Origin of the sequence: Rhodomicrobium lacus, assembly GCF_003992725.1 — a bacterium.
In the GTDB taxonomy this organism is placed as follows: Bacteria; Pseudomonadota; Alphaproteobacteria; order Rhizobiales; family Rhodomicrobiaceae; genus Rhodomicrobium; species Rhodomicrobium lacus.
In genome coordinates, this window is the sequence record NZ_RZNF01000003.1 from 89,287 (window position 1) to 110,561 (window position 21,275).

Genomic DNA, 21,275 nt, shown 5'->3' on the forward strand with positions numbered 1-21,275 from the left:
GAGCAAATCCGCCCGCACAAGCGCCGCGCTTGGATGAAAAGGCCCCGGAAGCCTTGAGAACGACAGGTGACAGCCGCACGGGGCCGGTCTATAAGCGCCGCCTAGAAGGGGGGACGGAAACGATGAGCCAGACGATCATCTCCATGAAGTGGGGCAAGCGTTACGGCCCGGATTACGTCAACCGTCTCCATTCCATGATCCGCCGCCACACCGCTCGCCCGGCCCGTTTCGTCTGCTACACGGACGACGTGGAAGGCATAGACGAAGGTGTCGAAACCTACCCGCTCCCGCATATCGAACTGCCCGAGAAGCAGCGCTGGTGGCCCTGGCGCAAGATTTCGCTCTGGCAAAAGGAACTCGACGGGATTTCGGGCGAGGTGCTTTTTCTCGATCTCGACGTCGTCATCACCGGCAGCCTCGACGACTTCTTCGACTACAAGCCGGGGCATTTCTGCGTGGCGCGCAACTGGACGCAGCCGAAAGAGCGCATCGGCAACACGTCCGTTTATCGGTTCCCGGTCGGCGGCCACCCCTACCTCTACGACCGCTTGATGAGCGATTTCGATCTCTATTACGGAAAATATCGCAACAGCCAGACGTTCATTTCCCGCGAAATCAGCGATATGGAGTTCTGGCCGGATGCCTGGTGCCACAGCTTCAAGCACAGCCTGATCCCGAAGTGGCCGCTCAATCTCATCAAAACCCCTCCGCTGCCAGCGGGAACGAAGGTGGTGGCCTTCACAGGCAAACCCGATCCGGACGAGGCAGTCGTCGGGAGATGGCCGCGCGACCATTGGTATCATGTGTTCTACAAGCAGGTGCGGCCGACGCCGTGGATCGCGGAACACTGGCGCTGATTCGTGTTTTGATGCGGCGAATTAGGGCCTTGCGCGAGCGGTTTTGTTTAACAAAACGTTGCAAAAGCGGGCTAGATAAGGTGGCGTCAGCCGACGTTGCGGCGAAATGGTACTAAGACGTTGTTCAGCCAGCGTTTGCGAACGTAGGAGTGGATTACTATCTGTTCCCCGCAAGCATGCGTTTTCGTCACTGCTCACGAAAAATCGATTATTTTTTGGGCATATATAGACGTAGGTAGGATGACACGCTGCACTCGACACGCTATTCGAGTATTTCGTTTGCGGGCACAAACGAGCACGAAAATTGCGGCGTCAGATCGCGAAAGCAGGTGGGAGGCAGAATTATGAACTTTATGCCGCAGCGTTTCTGGGGGGTGGCGCGCACTCCACTGGCTGCGCCCGCCGACCATCCGCTCGTTAATTACGGCCGGATCGGGGTTCTGCTCGTCAACCTCGGGACGCCGGATGGCACGGGTTATTGGCCCATGCGGCGCTACCTCAAGGAATTCCTTTCCGACCGGCGCGTGATCGAAGCCAATTCCGTCGTCTGGTGGCTGATCCTCAACATGGTCGTTCTGACCAAGCGCCCCTTTACGTCCGGCGAAGCCTATCGCTCCGTCTGGAACTCCGAACGCGACGAGTCGCCGCTCCGCACCATTACGCGCAGCCAGAGCGACAAGATCAGCGGTCTTCTTGCGCGCGACCCGCGCATCGAAGTCGACTGGGCAATGCGCTACGGAAATCCGAGCATCAAGTCGCGGCTCGAAGCGCTTCAGGAAAAAGGCTGCGACCGCATCCTGATCTTCCCGCTTTATCCTCAATATTCGGCGGCAACGACCGCAACCGCGTGCGACAAGGTTTTCGACGCGTTGAAGGAAATGCGCTGGCAGCCGACCATTCGCGTGGTTCCCCCCTATTTCGAAGACCCCGACTATATCGATGCCCTTGCGGCATCCACGAAGTCGCGCATCGCCTCGCTCGATTTCGAACCGGAGGTGGTGATCTCTTCGTTTCACGGGCTGCCGCGCTCCTACACGGACAATGGCGACCCGTATTACTGTCACTGCGCGAAAACGGTGCGTCTTCTTCGCGATGCGCTCGGCTGGTCCGAGAGCCGCCTCTTGCTGACCTTCCAGTCGCGCTTCGGTTCGGCGGAGTGGCTGCAGCCCTACACGGCAGACACCATCGCGGAACTGGCGCAAAAGGGCGTGAAGCGCGTGGCGGTGATAACACCCGGCTTCTCTTCCGATTGCATCGAAACGCTGGAGGAGATGGGCATCCAGGGCGCCGAGATCTTTACCGAGAACGGCGGCGAGAAATTTGCTGCCCTGCCCTGCCTGAACGATTCGCACGAGAGCATCGACGCGCTGACGACGATCATCAAACGCGAGCTTTCCGGCTGGGTCGACTTCTAAAGCTCGCGTGCGGAAAAGTGCGCGCATTTGAGTGGATCAAAAGCGGATACGCTTCAGCCGCGATGAATTCAGCAGGCGGCCAGGCGGGCGTGCCGCCAAAGCCTGTTTTGAAAGAATATTCTGGCCGCACCGATTTTTGCGCCACCGTGGTCCGCCGGCGTTTGTTTACCTTGGGAATGAGGCGTCAACGGCGGCCGTTGTTTCTCGCCCGCGGTATCACTTGCCGATGACCCGGCAACTTCTGCGATCATCCGTCCGGCCGCCCCCCGGCTCAGGAAATTTGCGGATTCTGGAAGCGCAAACTTGACGGCAGAATTGAGCGCGTCATGTCTCAAGCCGTAAGCTTATCGGAAGCCGCCGGGTTCCGCTATCTCGGCGGACAAGTCGACATGAGTTGGAGTGCGTCCGGTCAAGCGTAAAGCGGATACGCTTCGGGATCATCTGCGGCAACAAGCCGGCGCGTTGAGCAGAAGGCGTGCCCAACGGCAGCGCAAGTGAGGGAAACCGGATGACATCTGCGAATATCGTGCCCGTTTTGCTGCTTCTCGTCTCCAACGTCTTCATGACGTTCGCCTGGTACGGCCATCTCAAATTCACCGACCGGCCGCTCTGGATCGTGATCCTGGTGAGCTGGTCCATCGCTTTTTTCGAATATTGCCTCGCTGTTCCGGCGAACCGCATCGGAAGCACCGTTTATTCCGGCGCAGAACTGAAGGCGATTCAGGAAGTCATCACGCTCATCGTCTTTGCGGTGTTCGCGATCACCTATCTCGGCGAACGGTTCACAATCAATCACGTTATCGGGTTTAGCTTCATCGCGCTGGGCGCATTCTTCGTTTTCAAGGGACCGATCTCGTAAGAGGGCGCGGGGGATGTCGACGTTTGACGCTTGGACGCCGGGCCAGAAGCGGGCTATATCGAAAGAACGAGGAAATCCCGATGTCGCAGGTTGCATGACCTTCAATCCGTTCCGCTCAGCCAAACGCTTCCTTAAGCCCTACTCCAAGGCAGTGGGCGGCAGCTACCGTCGATGGCGACACGACCTTGACGGGCGCGCGCCGGAACGCATCAGGCGGCGTGCGAACAAGGTGCTCGACTATTTCGACCTGTACTTCATGGATCACCACTTTTTCCGCTCGATCTATTCAAACCGGCATCAGATCGCGCCCGGCGTCTGGCGTTCCGCGCAACCGAGTCCGGCGCATATCGCGTGGGTCGCAGCGCGCGGCATCAAGACCGTCGTCAACCTGCGCGGCGAGCGCGATTGCGGCAGCTACCGGCTCGAAGCGGAAGCGTGTGAGCGTCACGGCATCCGACTGATCAACTTTCAGCTGCAATCGCGAATGGTGCCGCAGGCCGACGTGATCCGGCAGGCGCGCGCGCTATTCGACGAGATCGAATATCCGGTGCTGTTTCATTGCAAGTCCGGCGCGGACCGTGCCGGAATGATGGCCGCGCTCATCATGTACATGAAGGAAGGACAGCCCATCGAGCAGGCGGCGAAGCAGCTCAGCCTCAAGTTCGGGCACATCCGCAGTTCTGAAACCGGCGTTCTCGACTATCTCTTCGAGCGCTACCTCGCCGACAACACCGAGGAGCCAATGACGTTCTTCGAGTGGGTGGAAACGCGCTACGATCCGGGCGAAATCAAGCGCAACTTCAAGCCGAGCCACTGGGCGAATTTCGTGGTCAACCGCGCCCTTCAGCGCGAATAGGCGGCGGCTGGAGCACGGCATTTCAAGGCAAAGCGTTTTCCGCAAAGCCAACGCGACATACCGATTGCTTGCATTGTCCCGATGTCAGGCGCCTCGCCTGAAACCCGCAATGGCACGTTGCACCCATCACGCGGCGCTTTCCCGGGCCTCTTTTTCCTGCTTTCCCGCTTCCGCCGCGATGCGCGTCGCATAGTCCTGATCTTCAAGGGTCAGCATCTGCGACCTGCACAACTGCGCGTAGGCGCCATCGCGCGCGAGAAGCTCGGCATGCGTGCCCTTCTCGGTGATGCTCCCCTCCTCCATCACGCAAATCATGTCCGCATTCTTCACCGTGGAAAGCCGATGCGCGATGACGAGGGTGGTGCGCGTCTCGCTGAACCTCGCGAGCGCGTCCTGCACGAGCCGCTCTGATTCCGCATCGAGCGCGCTCGTCGCTTCGTCGAGCAGCAGAATGGGTGCGTCGCGCAGGATCGCGCGGGCGAGCGCCAGACGCTGACGCTGGCCGCCGGACAAACGGAGGCCCCGGTCGCCCAGACGCGTCTCGTAGCCCTCGGGCAGCCGCGTTATGAAGTCGTGCGCGTTGGCTGCCTTCGCGGCAGCGATAATCTCGTCGCGGGTTGCGTCGAGCCTGCCCAGCGCGATATTCGCCGCCACGGTGTCGTCGAAAAGCGTGATGTCCTGACTCACGAGCGCCATCTGATCGCGGATCGAATCCACCGTGACTTCGCGGAGATTCTGGCCGTCAATCGCGATCTGGCCGCTCTGCGGATCGTAGAGACGGGGCACGAGATTGAAGATCGTCGACTTGCCGGCGCCGCTTTTGCCGACGAGCGCCACGGTGGTGTTGGATTCGACAGTCAACGAGAAATCCCGCACTGCGTTCGGGCCGTCGTCGCTATAAGAAAATGAGACGTTGTCGAAGACAATCCGGCCGCCGCCGGTGAGGATCAGCGGTTTGGCGTCCGGCGGCGAAACGACGACGGGCTTTTCGTTGAGAACGTCATAGAAGCGCTCGGCGGCGGCCAGCCCCTCCTGAATGCGATTGTTGAGGTTTCCAAAGGAGCGGATCGGCTGGGCTGCCATGAGCAGCGCCGCGATGAAGCCCGTGAAATCCCCCACGGTCTTCGAATCCTGCGAGATGCGGTAGGCCGCGAGCCCCACCACACCCGCGACGGCGAGGCCGCCGAAAACTTCGAGGATCGGGTTCAGCGCCGCCTTTATGCGAACGGTCTTGCGCTGAAACTCCACCGCTTTTTCGAGCTGATCGCTCACGCGATCGTAGGAATACTGTTCGAGGCGGTAAGTCTTGATCAGCCGCAGCGAGGAAAGATGCTCGATCAGAACGGCGGTCGTGGTGCCGATCTGAGCCCAGCCGCGCGATGCGTATTTCCGAACGATGCGCCCGACTTGCGCGATGGGAAAAGCGACCAGAGGGTAAAACAGGAGAATGACGAGCGTCATCACCCAGTCGAGATAGATCATCGAGACGACGAGCGAGACGACTGTGAGGACATCGCGAATCGCGACCGTGAACACCGTCATGATCGCGCCTTGCACGGTGTTGAGATCGCCGTTGACGCGCGTCAGGAGGTTGCCGGGCGGCTCGCTGCTCAACCGCGCGAAATCGGCCCGCATGAGATGCGCATAAAGGCGCTTCTGCATGTCGAGGCCAAGCGTGATGCTGATCCGGTTCGTATAGACGGCCTGGAGATAGTCGAGCAGCCCCTTCAGCGCCGTCACACCCACCATCCCGAGCATGATCATCCAGAGGTAGCCCATGTCGCCCTTGGCGAGCAGATCGTAGGAATATTTGATGACGATGGGATAGAGGCCGGTAACGCCCGCAAGGATCGAAATCAGGATAAACGCGCCGATGAGCCGCCACAGGTAGGCCCTGATGTGATCGATCCAAAGCTGGCGTATGAGCCAGCGCGAGCTTTTATGGATCGGGCGACTGTGAGGGCGTTTCGACATGTAACCGCGCGAGAGTGAAGCGCGACGCCAAGGCCGCGCACAAGCCTTTGCGCCAGCTTGCACAAGTGTCGTTCGCTGTCAAACGGCCCTCCACCGGCGGTCGACAGGGCGCGAATGTCGCCCGAATGGGCCCGTGCCCTCCAACGAGGCCCGGCAGAACCGACGTGCCGCATGCCGCAAAAAGAAAACGGCCCTCGAAAGGGCCGTTCGGAGCGATGAGAGGGAGGCGCTACCAGCGCGAACCCCAGCGCCAATGGCTGTGACGCGGGCCGTGGCCCCAACCCGGACGCGGACCCCAACCGGGACCACGCCAACCGGGACCGCGCGAGCCCCAGCGCCAATGGCTGCGGGCGCGGTTATGCCAGCCGCCCGAACCCCAGCGCCAGTGCTGAACCTTCACCACCGCGTCTGCTTTGGCGACTTCGCTCTGAATGACCGAGGCTTGAGAAGAAACGGGAGCAGCCTGCACGGACGCTCCAAACAGAGCCGTGCATGCGACCGCAATCGCAACGACGTATTTCTTCATTTGAACAGACCTTGTTTAAACGCTCCTTTTCTCGGCACACTGAGTATATGGTATGCAAAAAAGAAATCCAGCCCCCCGAACATGACATTCTTTTTATGGAGTGGGGCGTCTGCGGTCGCAGATTGGACATATCTCCGCCAAGATCGCCGGCGCCCGAGACCCCCTAAAATGTCTTAGTGGAATCAATGGAATAGGGAAAGCTCGGCAGAAGGGCCATCGTGCGGCGTCGCATCCCAGCCGCGGATTCGGGCAAAATAAAACCTGCGGTCGAGCAGAGCACTCAACCGCAGGTTAAAAGATCTTCCTATGCGCCTAAAAAACGCAGGTGCTTCCGCGACGCAGTTTAGCGGCGCGAGCCCCAGCGCCAATGGCTGCGGGCACGATTGTGGAAGCCCGGGCCGCCCCAACGCGGACCGCGCGAACCGTGCCGCCAATGGCTGCGGTCGCGCCCGTGAAAGCCGCGAGAACCCCAGCGCCAGTGCTGAACCTTCACCGTCGCGCCTGTAACGACGGCTTCGGCCTGAAGCATGGGTGCCACGGACGAAGCGGGCGCGGCCTTGGCCGAAAGTCCAAATAGCGCGCCGAACGTAATTACGGCGGCGAATGCAAATGCCTTCATGAGAAAATTCCCTCTCGTTTTCGTTACATCTGTAAGCATACGGAAAAACACACCCCAAAGCTATCAGTTCCAATAAACATTAATTTTACGACAGATTTTCATTCGTGCATCTCCTCGCCGCATTGCATTGTTAGCTAGCGGTGCCGAGAAAGAAAAAGAGATGTTCATCATGACGGCTCACAGCCAATTCGTCTCCCGGGCCTTTGCCATCGTTTTCCCCACACTTCTTCTGGCGATGCCCCTCACCGCCGCCGATGCGGCCACGCTCAAGCTCCATACCAATCAGCAGGAAATCGAGGAGCTGACGGCCCCCGGGCCGGAGATCGACACGGCCAATCCGGATCAGGTTTTCGCCGCCGTGTTCGAGGCGCTTCCGGAAAAGGCGGTCATATATCCCACGGAGAGCTACTATTATTTCACGTTTCCCTACAAGGGCATCGTGTACGCGGGCAACATTCGCTTCGACGCGTGGGATCAGTTCGACGGCAAGGTGCATTTCGCCTACTTCCCTCAATATGCCTTCTGGCGCAAGCCGCTCGATCCGGCTTACAAGAAGCTGGGCAAGGAAGACGGCGTCGACGTTAAGCAGATCGACAAGCTTCACTACACGGTCAGCTTCAAGGGCAAGACGGTGGCCTTCGAGCTGCCGGACCTGTCGAAGACGAAGCCCGCGCCCGGCGTGGTTCGCAACGACGAAACCTATATCGGCCCGATTTGGGACGAGTCCGGCGTAAGGTTCGACCTCGTCTTCAACAAGCCTTCGAAGACGTTCCTTTACGTGCTGAACGATACGCCGAAGACTGACCAATATGAGCCCTCGCCGTTCCCCGAGGTCACGGTCGGCAACCGGACGAGTTTCGCGTTCTACAAGGACAAGCTCGCCGACCGCCGCATTCTCATCGGCGTGTTCATGGGCAACACGCAGCTCAACAACTATTTCGACGGCCCGTTCGACCAGTTGCCCGACAATTTCATCGAGGGCGACACGCTGCGCGACGCGCTGATCGAAATCGACCCGAGCATCAAGGGCAAGATGGACCGCTACGGCTCCGATCCCAGCGGCGAGGTTCGCTACGCGATCACGACTTACATGTATTATGGCGATGTCGAGGATCTGAAGCCGGTCGTCGATTGCGCAGCGAAGGAAAGCGACGCGCCGAAATATTACGCGTGCTTCGACGCGAAGCAGCCGGGCGAGGACGGCCCCGATGAGCAGAAGCCGGTTGAAGGAGCAAAGCCCGACGAAAGGAAGGCAGACAGGTCAAGCACCGGTAAATGAAGTTATTGTTTCTGCATTCTCGAATAGATACGTGCAACTTTCTTGTTGCACGCTTTCAAGCACGGCTTGAAACAATCGTGCAAAATCGCACGGGCGTATTGTAAGGTGCAACGTGAGCATGTAAGCATTAGCTGTTGTTAATAAATATCCGAAGCAGCATGTGGCTGCCGCTTCGGACCAGTTGATTTACAACTACGCCCTAACGGTGACGCTCGTGTTAACCGCGAGCGTCACCTCGACGAAGGCTAGAATGCGCAAGATGATGCGCATGGTTACTTTTTTCTTCATGTTTTACCTCGGCTGTTGAAGGCGACGCATCACTCGGCCAGGCATAACATGCGTCCTGATGTCGCTAGGAAGGAAACCGACTATAACGTGACGTTTTCAACTACGTTTACCAACTCTTTGTTTTATTTCCTTTATGTTCTGTTTTGTGCCAAAAAAATTGGCCCGAAACTCTACCGGGCCAATTCAATGCGAAAAGCGTCTTAATGCGAGCCGCGCAGGATGCTCCGCCCCGCGAAAACGGCCGTATCGCCAAGCTCTTCCTCGATGCGGATGAGCTGGTTGTACTTCGCGATACGGTCCGAGCGCGACAGCGAGCCGGTCTTGATCTGGCCCGCGTTCGTGGCAACCGCGATGTCGGCGATGGTCGAATCTTCCGTCTCGCCCGAGCGATGCGAGATGACCGCCTTGAAGCCCGCGCGCTGAGCGATGTCGACGGCGTCGAGCGCCTCGGACAGCGTGCCGATCTGGTTCACTTTCACGAGAATCGCATTGCCCGCGCCCTTCGCGATCCCCTCGCGCAGACGCTTCGGGTTCGTCACGAACAGATCGTCGCCGACGAGGTTGACCTTGCCGCCGATCTCCGCCGTCAGCGCCTTCCAGCCCTCCCAGTCGTCCTCGGCCATGCCGTCCTCGATGGAGATGATCGGATAGCGCGAAACGAGGTCGCGGTAGAGGGCGACGATCTGGCCCGAGTCGAGGCTCTTGCCTTCGCCCGCCAGCTCATACTTGCCGTTCTTGTAGAATTCGGTCGAGGCCGGATCGAGCGCGATGGCGATGTCCTCGCCCGGCTTGTAGCCCGCCTTCTCGATGGCGCGCACGACGAACGTCAGCGCTTCATCGGCCGATTTGAGGTTCGGCGCGAAACCGCCTTCATCGCCGACGTTGGTGCTGTGACCGCCGTCCTTCAGCAGCTTCTTCAGCGTGTGGAAGACCTCGGCGCCCCAGCGCACGGCTTCGGCCAGCGTCGGCGCGCCGAGCGGCGAGATCATGAATTCCTGGAAGTCGATCGGGTTGTCGGCGTGCGCGCCGCCATTGATGATGTTCATCATCGGCACCGGCAGCACGCGCGCGTTGACGCCGCCGAGATAGCGATACAAGGGCGCGTCCGCAGAGATGCTCGCTGCCTTTGCCGCCGCGAGCGACACGCCGAGGATGGCGTTTGCGCCGAGGCGGCTCTTGTTCTCGGTGCCGTCGAGGTCGATCAGCGTCTGATCGATGCGGCGCTGGTCCTCGGCATCGAAGCCCTGAAGCGCGTCGAAAATCTCGCCGTTCACGGCATCGACGGCCTGAAGCACGCCCTTGCCGAGATAACGGGCGCCTCCATCGCGCTTCTCGTTCGCCTCATGCGCGCCGGTCGACGCACCCGACGGCACGGCCGCGCGGCCGATGGCGCCGTCTTCGAGTATCACGTCCACCTCGACGGTCGGGTTGCCTCGGCTGTCGAGAATTTCGCGGCCGATGATGTCAGTAATGGCGGTCATGTGAACCTCGTGGAAACGGAAGCGTGAGCGGACTCGAGTCCGGCGGGACAAGTTGAGGGCTTCATAAAGGACTCGCGCGTGCTCTTAAAGCGGTTTAATCGGTTGGCATGGTGGCCACACAAGAAAGCGCGACGAAAAGTCTTGTTCTTCTCTCAGGCGGACAGGATTCCGCCGTTTGTCTTGCCTGGGCGTTGACGAATTACGCGCAAGTCGAAACGCTGGGCTTCTCCTACGGGCAGCGCCACAATGTCGAACTCGAATGCCGACCGAAGCTGCGCGAGACGATGGCAGCGCTCTCGCCGGATTGGGCGGCGCGGCTCGGTCCCGATCATGTGCTCGACCTTTCCGTGCTCGGTGCCGTCAGCGACACCGCGCTGACATCGGACGCTGAAATCGCGTTCGGCGCAAATGGCCTGCCCAACACCTTCGTGCCGGGCCGGAATCTTCTATTCTTCACACTTGCAGCGGCGCTCGGCTACCGGCGCGGCATCCGCGACCTCGTCGGCGGCATGTGCCAGACCGACTATTCGGGCTATCCGGATTGCCGCGACCAGACCTTGCAGACGCTCGCCAGCGCGATAAGCCTCGGCACGAACGAGCAATTCCGCATCGTGACGCCCCTCATGTGGCGTACCAAGGCCGAAACCTGGACGATGGCGCACACGCTCGGCGGCAATCCACTTGTGGATATCGTTGCAGAACATTCACACACTTGTTACAAAGGCGATCGCGATCATCGGCACGAGTGGGGTTATGGATGCGGGACGTGTCCAGCCTGTGATCTTCGCGCGAAGGGCTATTACGCTTGGCGCGACATGGTGGCTTCGCAACAATAAAAAGACATGTACACGGTCAAGGAAATCTTTCCCACGCTTCAGGGCGAAGGTGCGCAAGTGGGCCGCGCCGCCGTTTTCCTGCGCTTCGCGGGCTGCAATCTCTGGACGGGCCAGCACAAGGACAAGAGCAAGGCTTTCTGCCGGTTCTGCGACACGGATTTTGTCGGTTATGACGGGCCGAACGGCGGCAAGTTCGAGACGGCCGACGATCTCGCCGATGTCGTGTTCGGCATGTGGAATTCGCTGACGAAGGGCAAGACCGCGTCCCCCTATGTGGTCTGCACCGGGGGCGAACCCACCCTGCAGCTCGATACGCCGATGATCGACGCGCTGAAGAAGCGCGGCTTCACCGTGGCCATCGAGTCGAACGGCACGCGTCCCGCGCCGCGCGGTGTGGACTGGATCTGCATCAGCCCGAAGGCGGGCGTGCCGCTCGCCCAGCGCGAGGGCAATGAACTAAAGCTCGTCTATCCCCAGACCGGCGCTTTGCCGCAGCTTTTCGAGCGGCTGAAGTTCGACCACTTTTTCCTTCAGCCGATGGACGGCCCCCAGCATCGGAACAACATCGAGGCCGCGGTCCGGTATTGCCTGGCGAACCCGCCATGGCGGCTATCCATGCAGATGCACAAGCTCGTTGGCATACGCTGACCGGAAACGCCCTCTGGCGTCAGGCCATCCCCGTTAGCCGCAAGCGTCGCCTTCGGCCGGAGCGGAGCCGCATTGCTCCGCGTGAGACCTCGCGGCGGCGGAAGCGTCCATATTCCTGAGCACCGCGTCGAGAAGCCCCGGAAAGCGCGCGTCGAGTTCCCCGCGCCGCAGGGCCGTGATGAAGCACACGCCTTCCTTACGCTGAACGATGACGCCCGCCTCCCGCAGGACGCGGTAATGATGGGATTGCGTCGACTTCGCGATGTCGAGGCCCGTCACCGCCGCGTAACAGGCAAGTTCGCCGCGCTCTGCGAGGTTCCGCACGATGTGCAGCCGCACAGGATCGCTCAAGGCGTATAGCACCGCCTCAAGCCTCAGCGGCGCGCAGATTTCGCGGATGGGATCGTCCTCGGCCATGGCCTAGAGATGGCGCGCCGGCGGCCGAGTTCAACGCTTGGGATCCACACTTGCGCGATTGTCCGCCCGACGCTTCGGAAGACATGCCGCGACGTTGGGGGAGGTGTTGGCGCGCTGCTCGGCTATGGCAGGTCGCACACCCTGGACGAGCGCGACGAGCGTATAGGATATCAGCATCAGCAGAAACCAGGCGCCGAGTTTCTGCCACGAGACGAACGTCCACACTCCCGCCTGATGCGGGTAGATCCAGGCTCTGCTGAAGGTTCCTATGTTCTCGGCGATCCAGATAAATGTCGCCACGAGGGCGAGGCCCAGGAGCAGCGGCATCGACCTGTGACGCCGCCAGATGCGGTAATGAACCCATGTGCGTGCGAACAGGGCCGCCGCCGCAGCAAACAGGAGCACGCGCATATCCTGCAAGTAATGATGCGCGAAGAAGTTGGCATAGATCGCCAAGGCAAGGAGGGACACTGCCCAAACGGGCGGGTGCCGCGTGAAGCGGAAATCGAACAGCCGCCACACGCGGGCGAGATAGCTTCCAACGGCCGCATAGAGAAAGCCGGAGAACAACGGCACTCCGCCGATGCGGAAGACGCTCGGCTCCGGGTAGATCCACGATCCGACCGAGGTCTTGAATATCTCCATCGCTGTCCCGACGACGTGAAACGCGAGAATGACTTTCGCCTCGTCCCATGTTTCGAGGCGAAAGGCGAGCATCCCCGCCTGAATTGCGAGCGCGCCGAAAAACAGGAAGTCGTAGCGAGCGAGCGCCGCATCCTGCGGATAAAAAAGGTGCGTGAGGAACAGCAGCGCGAGCATCAGGCCGCCGAAAAGACAGGCCCAGCCCTGCTTGATCACGAAGCGGGCGAACTCATAGACGGCAAGCGTCGCGCCGCCTTCGCGTGCGGCCCATGACGCCAGGCGCCGCTCGCCTGCCGCGAAACGCGCGAGTGGCGGCCAGAGAAAGATCGCGGACGGAAGGCGTCGGTGCGACGGCGAGGACATGCGCTTCTCCTTGGAGCAACCCTCCGGTCTTCTTTGGGCAAGAACGCGGCGAAAACGCGGGATACCCGCAAACCGGTGCATGCAATTGCCTCGCGTTGTTGTGCGTTCGGCGCGATGGCGGTTGACGCAACAGGCGCGGCTTTCCATAGTCCGCCCGGCAAGAAATGCCTGAAATCATAACGTCACCACGAAATTTGGACACCATGACCACCGCCGACACACTCGCCGAACTTGCGCAAACCTCCAAGGCATGGCCCTTCGAAGAGGCGCGCAAGCTGCTGAAACGCCTCGAAAAGGCGGACCCGGCGCGCGAGGTGGTGTTCGAGACGGGTTACGGCCCGTCCGGCCTGCCGCATATCGGCACGTTCGGCGAGGTGGCGCGCACCTCCATGGTGCGGCACGCGCTCGAAGCGCTGAAGCCCGGCGTGAAAACGCGTCTCGTCTGCTTCTCCGATGACATGGACGGCCTGCGCAAGGTGCCGACCAACGTGCCCAATCAGGAGCTTCTGCAAGCCGCGCTCGAAAAGCCGCTGACCGCCGTGCCCGACCCGTTCGGCACGCATTCGAGCTTCGGCGCGCACAATAATGCGCGGCTGCGGAGCTTCCTCGACAGCTTCGGCTTCCAGTATGAATTCCTGTCTGCGACGGAGTGCTATCGCTCCGGCAGGTTCGACGAAACCCTGCTCAGGATGCTCGCCGTCTACGACGAGGTCATGGCCATCATCCTGCCGACGCTCGGCCCGGACCGCCGCGCGACCTATTCGCCGTTCCTGCCGATTTCGCCGACGAGCGGTAAGGTTCTGCAAGTGCCGATCGAGGCGCGCGATGTTGAGGCGGGCACGATCGTCTACACCGATCCCGACACGGGCAAGCGCGTTGAAACGCTCGTCACGGGCGGACGCGTGAAGTGCCAGTGGAAGGCCGACTGGGCGATGCGCTGGGTCGCGCTCGGCGTCGATTACGAGATGGCGGGCAAGGATCTCATCGACAGCGTGACGCTCTCCTCCAAGGTCGCGCGCGCGCTCGGCGGACGCCCGCCCGAAGGCTTCAACTACGAACTGTTCCTCGACGATCAGGGCCAGAAGATTTCGAAGTCGAAGGGAAACGGCATCGCGGTGGAAGAATGGCTCGCCTACGCCACGCCCGAAAGCCTCGCGCTGTACATGTTCCAGAAGCCGAAGACGGCGAAGCGGCTTTACTTCGACGTCATCCCCAAGACGGTCGACGAATATTTCAGCCTGCTCGACGCCTTCCCGAAGGAAGAGCCGAAGAAGCAGATCGAGAACCCCGTGTGGCACATCCACGCCGGCAAGCCTCCCCGCCACGACGTGCCGCTGAGCTTCGGGCTGCTGCGCAACCTCGTCAGCGCCTCCAACGCCCACACGAAGGACATTCTCTGGGAGTTTGTGCGGAACTATGCGCCCGGCACAAGCGCGGAGAGCCACCCGGAACTCGACCGGCTCATCGGCTTCGCGATCCGCTATTTCGAGGAGCGGGAGAAGCCGTTCAAGGTTTATCGCGCGCCGAGCGATCTCGAACGCGCCGCGATGCTCGACCTTGACGAAAAACTCGGCCACGCCGACGCCTCTCTCGACGCGGAGGCCTTGCAGGGCATCGTTTACGAAGTCGGCAAGTCGCACCCGTTCGAAAATCTGCGCGACTGGTTCAAGGCGCTCTACGAGGTGTTGTTCGGCGAGAGCGCGGGGCCGCGCTTCGGCTCGTTCATCAAGGCCTACGGCATCGACAACACGCGCTCGCTGATCGCGGAACGGCTCGCGGCGGCACAGGCGTAAGCGGGAGGCGGCGGTGAGCGACAGGCCGCATATCATTTACAAGCTCGTGACGCGCGGCGAATGGGAAGCCGCGCGCGCGGTCGGCATTTTTGCGGGCTCGGAGGTGGATCGCCGCGACGGCTTCATCCATTTTTCAACCGCAGCGCAAGTGGCCGAGACGGCGCGGCGCTATTTCGTGGGCGCGCCCGATCTGATACTCGTCGCTGTGGACGCGGAGATGCTCGCCGCCCTGCCCTCGCTCGGTCTCGATGCGGCGAGCGCCAGGGATGCCGCTGTAACCGGCCAGCTCCGCTTCGAGCCATCGCGCGGCGGCGCGTTGTTTCCCCATCTTTACGCGCCGCTGCCATTCGCGGCTGTCGTCGGCGAAACCGACATCGCGCCCGGGCCGGACGGCGCGCCGCTCATCCCCGAGGATCTCGCGTCGTGAGCCTTTGGCGCGCAGCGCAGGCGGGACTTTTCCTCCTCGATCCCGAAACGGCGCACGAAGCGTCGCTGCGCGCGCTCGAAGCGGGCGTCCATCCCCGCCAGCAGCAGCCGGACGATCCGCGCCTTGCCGTCGACCTTTTCGGACTTCGTTTTCCCAACCCCATCGGCGTGGCGGCGGGGTACGACAAGGATGCGCGCGTTTACAATCCGCTGTTCGCCATGGGGTTCGGCTTCGTCGAGGCGGGCACGATCACGCCGAAGCCGCAGCCGGGCAATCCGCGCCCTCGCTCGTTTCGCCTCATCGCGGATCGCGGTGTCATCAACCGTTTCGGCTTCAACAGCGAGGGCCACGGCGCGGCGCTGAGGCGGCTCGCCTCGCATCCGCCGCGCGGCCTTCTCGGCGTGAACATCGGCGCGAACAAGACGAGCGAGGACCGCATCGCGGACTATGTCGCGGGCGTCGCCGCCTTCGGGCCGATCGCCGCCTATCTCACGATCAACATTTCCTCGCCGAACACGCCCGGTCTGCGCGATTTGCAGGCACCGGATCAGCTCGCCGCGCTGCTCGATGCTGTGATGGGCGCGCGCGAGAAACTCGCCCGCGCGGTGCCCGTGCTCGTCAAGCTCGCGCCGGATCTCCACGAGAACGACATCGCGCCAACGATGCGCTGCCTGCTCGACCACGGCGTCGACGGCGCGATCCTCACCAACACGACCCTGTCGCGCGACGGCCTGACCGACCGGCGGCGCAGCGAGGCGGGCGGACTGTCGGGACGGCCGCTGTTCGCGCGCTCCACGCGGTTTCTCGCGCGATGCTTCATCGAAACGGGCGGACGGCTGCCGCTGATCGGCGTCGGCGGCATCGATTCCGGCGAGACTGCAGTGGCCAAGATCCGCGCGGGCGCGTCGCTCGTGCAGCTCTACACCGGCCTCATCTATGAAGGAGCGGGCCTCTTGCCCGCCATCAAGGCCGCTCTCCTGACCGAAACAGACGCCTTCGGCGGCTCGCTCGCCGCGCTCGTCGGGGCTGACGCGGAGAAATGGGCGGCGTAGTTCCTGCGTCATGCCGCTAATCGGACGCCGCCCGTCGCCGTAGATTTGCGCTGTCGATCAGCCCGCCTGCGTCAAATCGACGCTGATTTGACGCGGTCGATCCAGCGCGCGTTTCTCTCGATTGCGCCTCCTCACCATCGTCATTTTGCGTCGAAAACGCCGCGCGCTTAGCTTCGCGCAAGCCTCGCGCGCAACTAATTACCTGTATGACAGCACAGGGAACAAAAACCGGGCGCGACGCATAGTATGCGTGCAATCAAAATCTCGACAGATTTGAGGTCATAGAATTGCGCAGTAGTATTGCGACGCCTCCGCATCGCACAGTGTAGATCAGGCTTTTGGACACCTCTCGTGTACCCTTGGATATACGAGTTATGACGGTGAATTTTAGCGCAAATTTGTCGCTAATATTCCATGGCCATATTCGAGGACTGTCTATGTACAATCTCAAACGCGGGTTTGCAATCGCGGTTCTTCTGGCTGCGCCTTCGTGCTATCTTGGCACTCATGAATCCGCTTACGCCTCTCATGATCCCCGAGCCGGGCAAGGCATCGCCATGAGCGACTTCAAGAAGACCATCACAACCGTCTTCTGGGTGGGTGAAGACGCGAATGACGACAACGGTCATATCCACAATCACGCCAGCTATTGGGATCCGGACTGGCTCAAGAGCTTCGGCGGAATCGACAGCCCGAAGCGCCGCAAGGGGTTCATGCCCGCCGGGTTTACTCCGAAGGAAAATCCGTTCTACATCGCGCTGCCGTTTGCCGAGGTCGACCAGAACGGCAAGCTTAAGCCCGTCGCGAAGAAAATTCCGGGCTTCGGTGAGGGCAAGCCGCTCACGAGGAACCGCTGGGTCGAGGTGCGCTACAAGGGCAAGTCGGTCTATGCTCAATGGGCTGACGTGGGCCCCTTCGGCGAGGACGATTTCGACTGGGTGTTCGGAAACGCCAAGCAGCCGAAAAACCGCATGGGCGAGAAAGCAGGCCTCGATATCTCGCCCGCCGCAGCGTCCTATCTCGGCATGACCGAAAATGACAAGACCGAATGGCGTTTCGTGGAAGAAAGCGACGTGCCGGATGGTCCGTGGAAGGTCATCGTCACGCGCTCGTAAATCGCGCGCTTCGATCACGAGAAGGCGGGCGAGGGGCCCGCCTTCTTCATTTCAGGCGCACGCCGCAGCCAGCCACCATGAGCCATGCCTCGCTCGCCGCCGCCGCCGTGCGCTGGCCGAGAAATCCCGCGAGGTCGCGGAAGCGGCGCAGATCGGCCTCCATCGGCACGAGGCTCCACCCCACCTCGTCGCCGATGATCACCGTAGACCACGGCGCGGCGCGGAAGCCCTCAAGCTCGCGGGCCCAGGCCGCAAGGATCGCTTCGTCGCTCAGCCCCTCGCGACCGCCGAACCCGGTGCGGAAAGCGAGCCACGTCACGAGGCTGTCGATCAGCACGCAAGACGGGGCCGGATCGAGTGCGGCAAGCGCCGCCGCAATGTCGTCCGGCGCTTCGAGCGTGCGCCATGTCGCGGGCCGCTCGGCCTGATGGCGACGCACGCGTTCGGCCATCTCGGCGTCGCCCGGATCGCGCGCATAGGTAGCGACGAACACCACGCGATCGCCGTAGCTTTCAGCGATGTCGACCGCGCGGCGGCTCTTGCCGCTCCGCACTGGCCCGGTCAGGAAAATGATGTCGCCCATGCCGTTTCTACCTGAACAACGCGAGATCGAAGCTTTCGCGGAATGCGTATGCCAGCGCCGCCGCGTCGAGAGGATCGACGCGCGGCAGGCGTCCGAGACGGCGCGCGCCGCTGAAGGCCGCCACCGCCGCCTCCTCTTCATCCGCCGGATCGCCGAGAAAGGCAACGCCGTGGATTGAGATGCCGCGCCGCGCCAGCGCTTCGAGCGAGAGCAGCGTGTGGTTGATGGTGCCGAGCGACGTCCTTGCGCAAAGGATAACGGGCAGTCCCATCCGCGCGAAAACGTCGATTGTCAGAAGGCCCGGCGCAAGCGGCACGAGCAGCCCGCCCGCGCCTTCGACGACGAGCGGCCCGTCGACATCCGGAAGGGCGAGGCGCGCCGCTTCGATGGTAACGCCTTCGCGCGCAGCCGAGATATGCGGCGAAGCGGGCAGCGCCAGACGGTAGGCTTCCGGCAGAATGCACTCCGGCGGCAGGCCCGAAAGGCGGCGGACAGTGGCGCTGTCGGTCTCTTCCTCAAGGCCCGATTGCACAGGCTTCCAGTAAGACGCGCCGAGCGCGCCCGCAAGCGCCGCGCTGAACACCGTCTTGCCGATGCCGGTGTCCGTACCCGTAACGATGAAGCCCGCGCGCATCTTTGCCTTTCAAGATTTCGCACTGGATGAAGGGGAGGAAAGCGCTCTTCTGAAACGCCGACTCTTCAGGCGTTTGGAGCGCGGTGAAAATTAGCCCGCGCGAGGATAAGCCTCGGGCAAATCGGCGCAAGTCAATCCAGATCGAAAGATCAGCTCAAGGCGACGCCGGCGCCCCGCGCGCGGGCTCGCTCTCGTCGTTGTCGGGCAACTCGGCCAGCTCAACGCCCACGACGCAGATGTCGCCGTCGAGTACGCAAACCGGCACCGGTTCAAGGTCTTTTCCGAGACAGGGGCCGTCGATGCACTTGCCGGAGGAAAGCTCGAAAAGCGAGCCGTGCTTGCCGCAGACGATATTCCTGGTGCCCGGCTCGAAAAACTGGTTGGTCTCCCAGTCGAGATTGACGTTGTTGTGCGGGCAGCGGTTTACATAGGCGAAAACCTGCTTGTCCCATCGCACGACGAAAATGGGCCACGGCTTTTCCGCGCCATCGACGACGCGGACAAGCTCGAAGCCGCGTCCCCGCCGATTAGGAATGTCGGACACTGCGCAGATGGCATAGGCGACGGTCATCGAGTTTCCCTCCACTGCATCAGTAGCGTTTCATCTCGATGCCGTGCTTTTTGAGCGCATAGCCCACCTGACGCGGCGTAAGCCCCAGGATGCGAGCGGCTTTCGCCTGAACCCATCCCGTCTTTTCGAGTGCGTTGATCAGCGTGTCCCTGCTGAGTTGCGCATAGCCGCCGCCGTCGGCATCGTCATGCGCGGCGACGTCGCTGCCATTGGAGGCGCCATTGTGCGACGCGCCGTTTCCGTTGGCGGCTCCGTTCGCGTAACCGTTTCGGCCCTCCGTCGGCTCCTGCGCGGGCGGCGGGGTGTAAGGAGAGGATGCGGCGGCAGACGGGTTTGCGCGCGGCGGATTGGCGTTGTTCTCGGAAGCGCGATGTTGCTGAGGCTCGTTCGCCGCCTCCCCGCTTGCCGGTCCCTTCCACAGCATCGACGACAGGCAATGCCCGTGCTGACAGGCGAAATCGGCCGCGTGGATCACGTCGCCGAGAGCCATTGCGGCGGTGCGGCGGATGCAGTTTTCCAGCTCGCGGATATTGCCCGGGAAGTAGCACTTGCAGAGCACTTCCATCGCGTCGGGGCCAAAGGAAAGCTGATAGCCGTTTTCTTCGGCGAAGCGGCTGAGGAAGTGCTGGGCGAGTTCGGGAATGTCGCCCTGGCGCTCGCGCAGCGGCGGCAGCATGAGCGGCACGACGTTGATGCGGTAGTAGAGGTCGGCTCGAAACTTGCCCTCGGCCACCATCTGTTCGAGAGCGCGGTTGGTGGCGCAGACGAGACGGAAATTGATCTTCAGCGTATGCTGGCCGCCGACACGTTCAAACTCGCCTTCCTGCAGAACGCGCAAGAGCTTGGCCTGAAACGATGGGGAAATCTCGCCGATTTCGTCGAGAAAGATGGTGCCGCCGTCCGCAAGCTCGAACCGCCCCTTGCGAAGGCCGACCGCGCCGGTGAACGCGCCCTTCTCGTGCCCGAACAACTCCGACTCGATGACGCCTTCCGGCAGCGCCGCGCAATTCACCTTGACGAACGGCTTGCCCTTGCGGCGCGAAAGCTCGTGGATCGCTCGGGCAAAAAGCTCCTTGCCTGTGCCGGTTTCGCCGCGAATGAGAACCGGCGCGTTCGATTTCGCGACCTGTTCGATGCGTTCCGTAACCGCTCTGATGGCCCGGCTCTTGCCGAGAATGCCTGTAACTTTAGGCGGCGGAGCCTTCGCCTTGATGTTGGACAGTTCCTTGGCGAGACGATGCTGCTCGTGGATGAGGCGCTCGCGGTCCTCCGCGACGACGCGATGGAGTTTCAGCGCCTGGCCGACCAGGTTCGCAACCATGGTGAGGAAGCGGACGTCGTGATCGATGCGCACGTCCATGCTGCCCTGCCAGACACGTTCTATGGCGAGCGTTCCAACCACCTTTGCGTCGACGCGGATCGGCACGCCGATGAAGGTCTGCACGACATTGGGGCCGACGCGACCGAGACGCTTCCACCCGGCGAACGAAGGATGAAGGGCACAATTCTGCACCACGAGCGGAGAGGCGGTTGCCACGATCTGGTCGATGACGGCGAGCGGAAGATCCCCGTCCTCGCTCGGGTCGATGCTCGGCTCCGTCGAGGCCGACACCTTGATTTCGGGATCGCCGGCCTTGTCCAGCAGCATGAGCGTCGAAAGCCTCATGTCGAGGAACGAACTCATCACCGAGACGACATTATTCAGCATAACCCTGAGGCTTGAGGGCGAGGTCACGATCTTCGAGATCTCGTAGATGCCGCTCAGCGCTGTATCGCTGTATCTCACGCTTCCCGGAACCGTGACGGTGCCCGCCGGTGCGGAAGATGTCATAAATAACCTCATACGACAAACTCACGCCGGGCACGAAGGCCAACCCATGAGCTTGCTTGGTAGTTTCGCGTTTGAAGCTATTATAACAATGACGTGCGACAATGTCGCGTCCATAGAATAATCAATTCTCTGCCCGCCTTGTCGCTCGCAACGCGTAAAAACGCGAAAATACGAAGCGAAAACAATGGCCAAGACGGAGATTGCCTTAT

Annotated in this window: 21 protein-coding genes; 11 read left to right on the plus strand and 10 right to left on the minus strand. The window is 61.6% G+C overall.

Features of this window, described 5'->3' with window-relative positions; translation table 11 throughout:
* The first annotated feature begins 122 nt into the window (after positions 1 to 122).
* The 4 genes from EK416_RS05155 (at position 123) to EK416_RS05170 (ending at position 3,987) form a co-directional block, all read left to right on the plus strand.
* Entirely contained in the window at positions 123 to 857 is a 735-nt protein-coding gene (locus EK416_RS05155; RefSeq protein ID WP_127076440.1) for a hypothetical protein, read from the plus strand.
* Between the two features lie 344 nt (positions 858 to 1,201).
* Positions 1,202 to 2,272, plus strand: a complete 1,071-nt coding sequence (gene hemH, locus EK416_RS05160; RefSeq protein WP_127076441.1) for a ferrochelatase — start codon at positions 1,202 to 1,204, stop codon at positions 2,270 to 2,272.
* 508 nt (positions 2,273 to 2,780) lie between these two features.
* Positions 2,781 to 3,131 carry a DMT family protein gene (locus EK416_RS05165; protein WP_127076442.1) on the plus strand — a complete coding sequence of 117 codons (351 nt, stop codon included), beginning with the start codon at positions 2,781 to 2,783 and terminating at the stop codon, positions 3,129 to 3,131.
* A gap of 94 nt (positions 3,132 to 3,225) precedes the next feature.
* On the plus strand, positions 3,226 to 3,987 hold the full coding sequence (locus tag EK416_RS05170; protein WP_127076443.1) for a protein tyrosine phosphatase family protein: 762 nt from the start codon (positions 3,226 to 3,228) through the stop codon (positions 3,985 to 3,987).
* A gap of 126 nt (positions 3,988 to 4,113) precedes the next feature.
* Here the strand turns inward: EK416_RS05170 and EK416_RS05175 are convergent, their stop codons facing one another.
* The 3 genes from EK416_RS05175 to EK416_RS05185 form a co-directional block, all read right to left on the minus strand.
* Entirely contained in the window at positions 4,114 to 5,961 is a 1,848-nt protein-coding gene (locus EK416_RS05175) for an ABC transporter ATP-binding protein (RefSeq protein ID WP_127076444.1), read from the minus strand.
* A gap of 229 nt (positions 5,962 to 6,190) precedes the next feature.
* Positions 6,191 to 6,487 (minus strand): hypothetical protein, encoded by a 297-nt coding sequence (locus EK416_RS05180; protein WP_127076445.1) that lies wholly within the window; start codon positions 6,485 to 6,487, stop codon positions 6,191 to 6,193.
* A gap of 343 nt (positions 6,488 to 6,830) precedes the next feature.
* On the minus strand, positions 6,831 to 7,106 hold the full coding sequence (locus EK416_RS05185; RefSeq protein ID WP_127076446.1) for a hypothetical protein: 276 nt from the start codon (positions 7,104 to 7,106) through the stop codon (positions 6,831 to 6,833).
* Positions 7,107 to 7,275: 169 nt separating this feature from the next.
* Here EK416_RS05185 and EK416_RS05190 point away from each other — a divergent pair, with 169 nt between their 5' ends.
* On the plus strand, positions 7,276 to 8,385 hold the full coding sequence (locus tag EK416_RS05190) for a hypothetical protein (protein WP_127076447.1): 1,110 nt from the start codon (positions 7,276 to 7,278) through the stop codon (positions 8,383 to 8,385).
* Between the two features lie 488 nt (positions 8,386 to 8,873).
* Here the strand turns inward: EK416_RS05190 and eno are convergent, their stop codons facing one another.
* A complete protein-coding gene (gene eno / locus EK416_RS05195) occupies positions 8,874 to 10,154 on the minus strand; it encodes a phosphopyruvate hydratase (protein ID WP_127076448.1) in 1,281 nt (426 codons plus the stop codon).
* Positions 10,155 to 10,261: 107 nt separating this feature from the next.
* Here eno and queC point away from each other — a divergent pair, with 107 nt between their 5' ends.
* Positions 10,262 to 10,990 (plus strand): 7-cyano-7-deazaguanine synthase QueC, encoded by a 729-nt coding sequence (queC, locus tag EK416_RS05200; RefSeq protein ID WP_127076449.1) that lies wholly within the window; start codon positions 10,262 to 10,264, stop codon positions 10,988 to 10,990.
* A gap of 6 nt (positions 10,991 to 10,996) precedes the next feature.
* Positions 10,997 to 11,638, plus strand: coding sequence for a 7-carboxy-7-deazaguanine synthase (gene queE / locus EK416_RS05205; protein ID WP_127076450.1), 642 nt, complete (start codon positions 10,997 to 10,999; stop codon positions 11,636 to 11,638).
* Between the two features lie 33 nt (positions 11,639 to 11,671).
* On the opposite strand, the gene EK416_RS05210 is transcribed toward queE, so the two are convergent.
* Together EK416_RS05210 and EK416_RS05215 are read right to left on the minus strand one after the other, a co-directional pair.
* Positions 11,672 to 12,055, minus strand: coding sequence for an ArsR/SmtB family transcription factor (locus tag EK416_RS05210; protein ID WP_127076451.1), 384 nt, complete (start codon positions 12,053 to 12,055; stop codon positions 11,672 to 11,674).
* A 30-nt stretch (positions 12,056 to 12,085) separates the two neighbouring features.
* Positions 12,086 to 13,060, minus strand: coding sequence for a DUF817 domain-containing protein (locus tag EK416_RS05215; protein WP_127076452.1), 975 nt, complete (start codon positions 13,058 to 13,060; stop codon positions 12,086 to 12,088).
* A gap of 203 nt (positions 13,061 to 13,263) precedes the next feature.
* Between EK416_RS05215 and EK416_RS05220 the strand changes: the two genes are divergently transcribed.
* The 4 genes from EK416_RS05220 to EK416_RS05235 all read left to right on the plus strand — a co-directional run bounded on the left by EK416_RS05220 (position 13,264) and on the right by EK416_RS05235 (position 17,447).
* Complete coding sequence (locus EK416_RS05220) at positions 13,264 to 14,853, plus strand: lysine--tRNA ligase (protein ID WP_127076453.1); 1,590 nt, start codon at positions 13,264 to 13,266, stop codon at positions 14,851 to 14,853.
* Positions 14,854 to 14,866: 13 nt separating this feature from the next.
* Positions 14,867 to 15,280, plus strand: coding sequence for a DUF952 domain-containing protein (locus tag EK416_RS05225; protein WP_127076454.1), 414 nt, complete (start codon positions 14,867 to 14,869; stop codon positions 15,278 to 15,280).
* Positions 15,277 to 16,332 carry a quinone-dependent dihydroorotate dehydrogenase gene (locus EK416_RS05230; RefSeq protein WP_127076455.1) on the plus strand — a complete coding sequence of 352 codons (1,056 nt, stop codon included), beginning with the start codon at positions 15,277 to 15,279 and terminating at the stop codon, positions 16,330 to 16,332. Before EK416_RS05225 ends, EK416_RS05230 begins: the two co-directional genes overlap by 4 nt.
* 557 nt (positions 16,333 to 16,889) lie before the next feature.
* Positions 16,890 to 17,447, plus strand: a complete 558-nt coding sequence (locus tag EK416_RS05235; RefSeq protein ID WP_245433946.1) for a hypothetical protein — start codon at positions 16,890 to 16,892, stop codon at positions 17,445 to 17,447.
* Positions 17,448 to 17,493: 46 nt separating this feature from the next.
* Here EK416_RS05235 and EK416_RS05240 read toward each other — a convergent pair whose 3' ends face one another.
* The 4 genes from EK416_RS05240 to nifA all read right to left on the minus strand — a co-directional run bounded on the left by EK416_RS05240 (position 17,494) and on the right by nifA (position 21,066).
* Positions 17,494 to 18,030 carry a bifunctional adenosylcobinamide kinase/adenosylcobinamide-phosphate guanylyltransferase gene (locus EK416_RS05240; RefSeq protein WP_127076457.1) on the minus strand — a complete coding sequence of 179 codons (537 nt, stop codon included), beginning with the start codon at positions 18,028 to 18,030 and terminating at the stop codon, positions 17,494 to 17,496.
* A 7-nt stretch (positions 18,031 to 18,037) separates the two neighbouring features.
* A complete protein-coding gene (gene bioD / locus EK416_RS05245; RefSeq protein WP_127076458.1) occupies positions 18,038 to 18,664 on the minus strand; it encodes a dethiobiotin synthase in 627 nt (208 codons plus the stop codon).
* Between the two features lie 154 nt (positions 18,665 to 18,818).
* Positions 18,819 to 19,235 (minus strand): Rieske (2Fe-2S) protein, encoded by a 417-nt coding sequence (locus EK416_RS05250; RefSeq protein WP_127076459.1) that lies wholly within the window; start codon positions 19,233 to 19,235, stop codon positions 18,819 to 18,821.
* 19 nt (positions 19,236 to 19,254) lie between these two features.
* The gene (gene nifA, locus EK416_RS05255) at positions 19,255 to 21,066 is read right to left on the minus strand and encodes a nif-specific transcriptional activator NifA (protein WP_127076460.1); all 1,812 of its coding nucleotides are present in this window, start codon (positions 21,064 to 21,066) and stop codon (positions 19,255 to 19,257) included.
* Positions 21,067 to 21,275 lie beyond the last annotated feature (209 nt).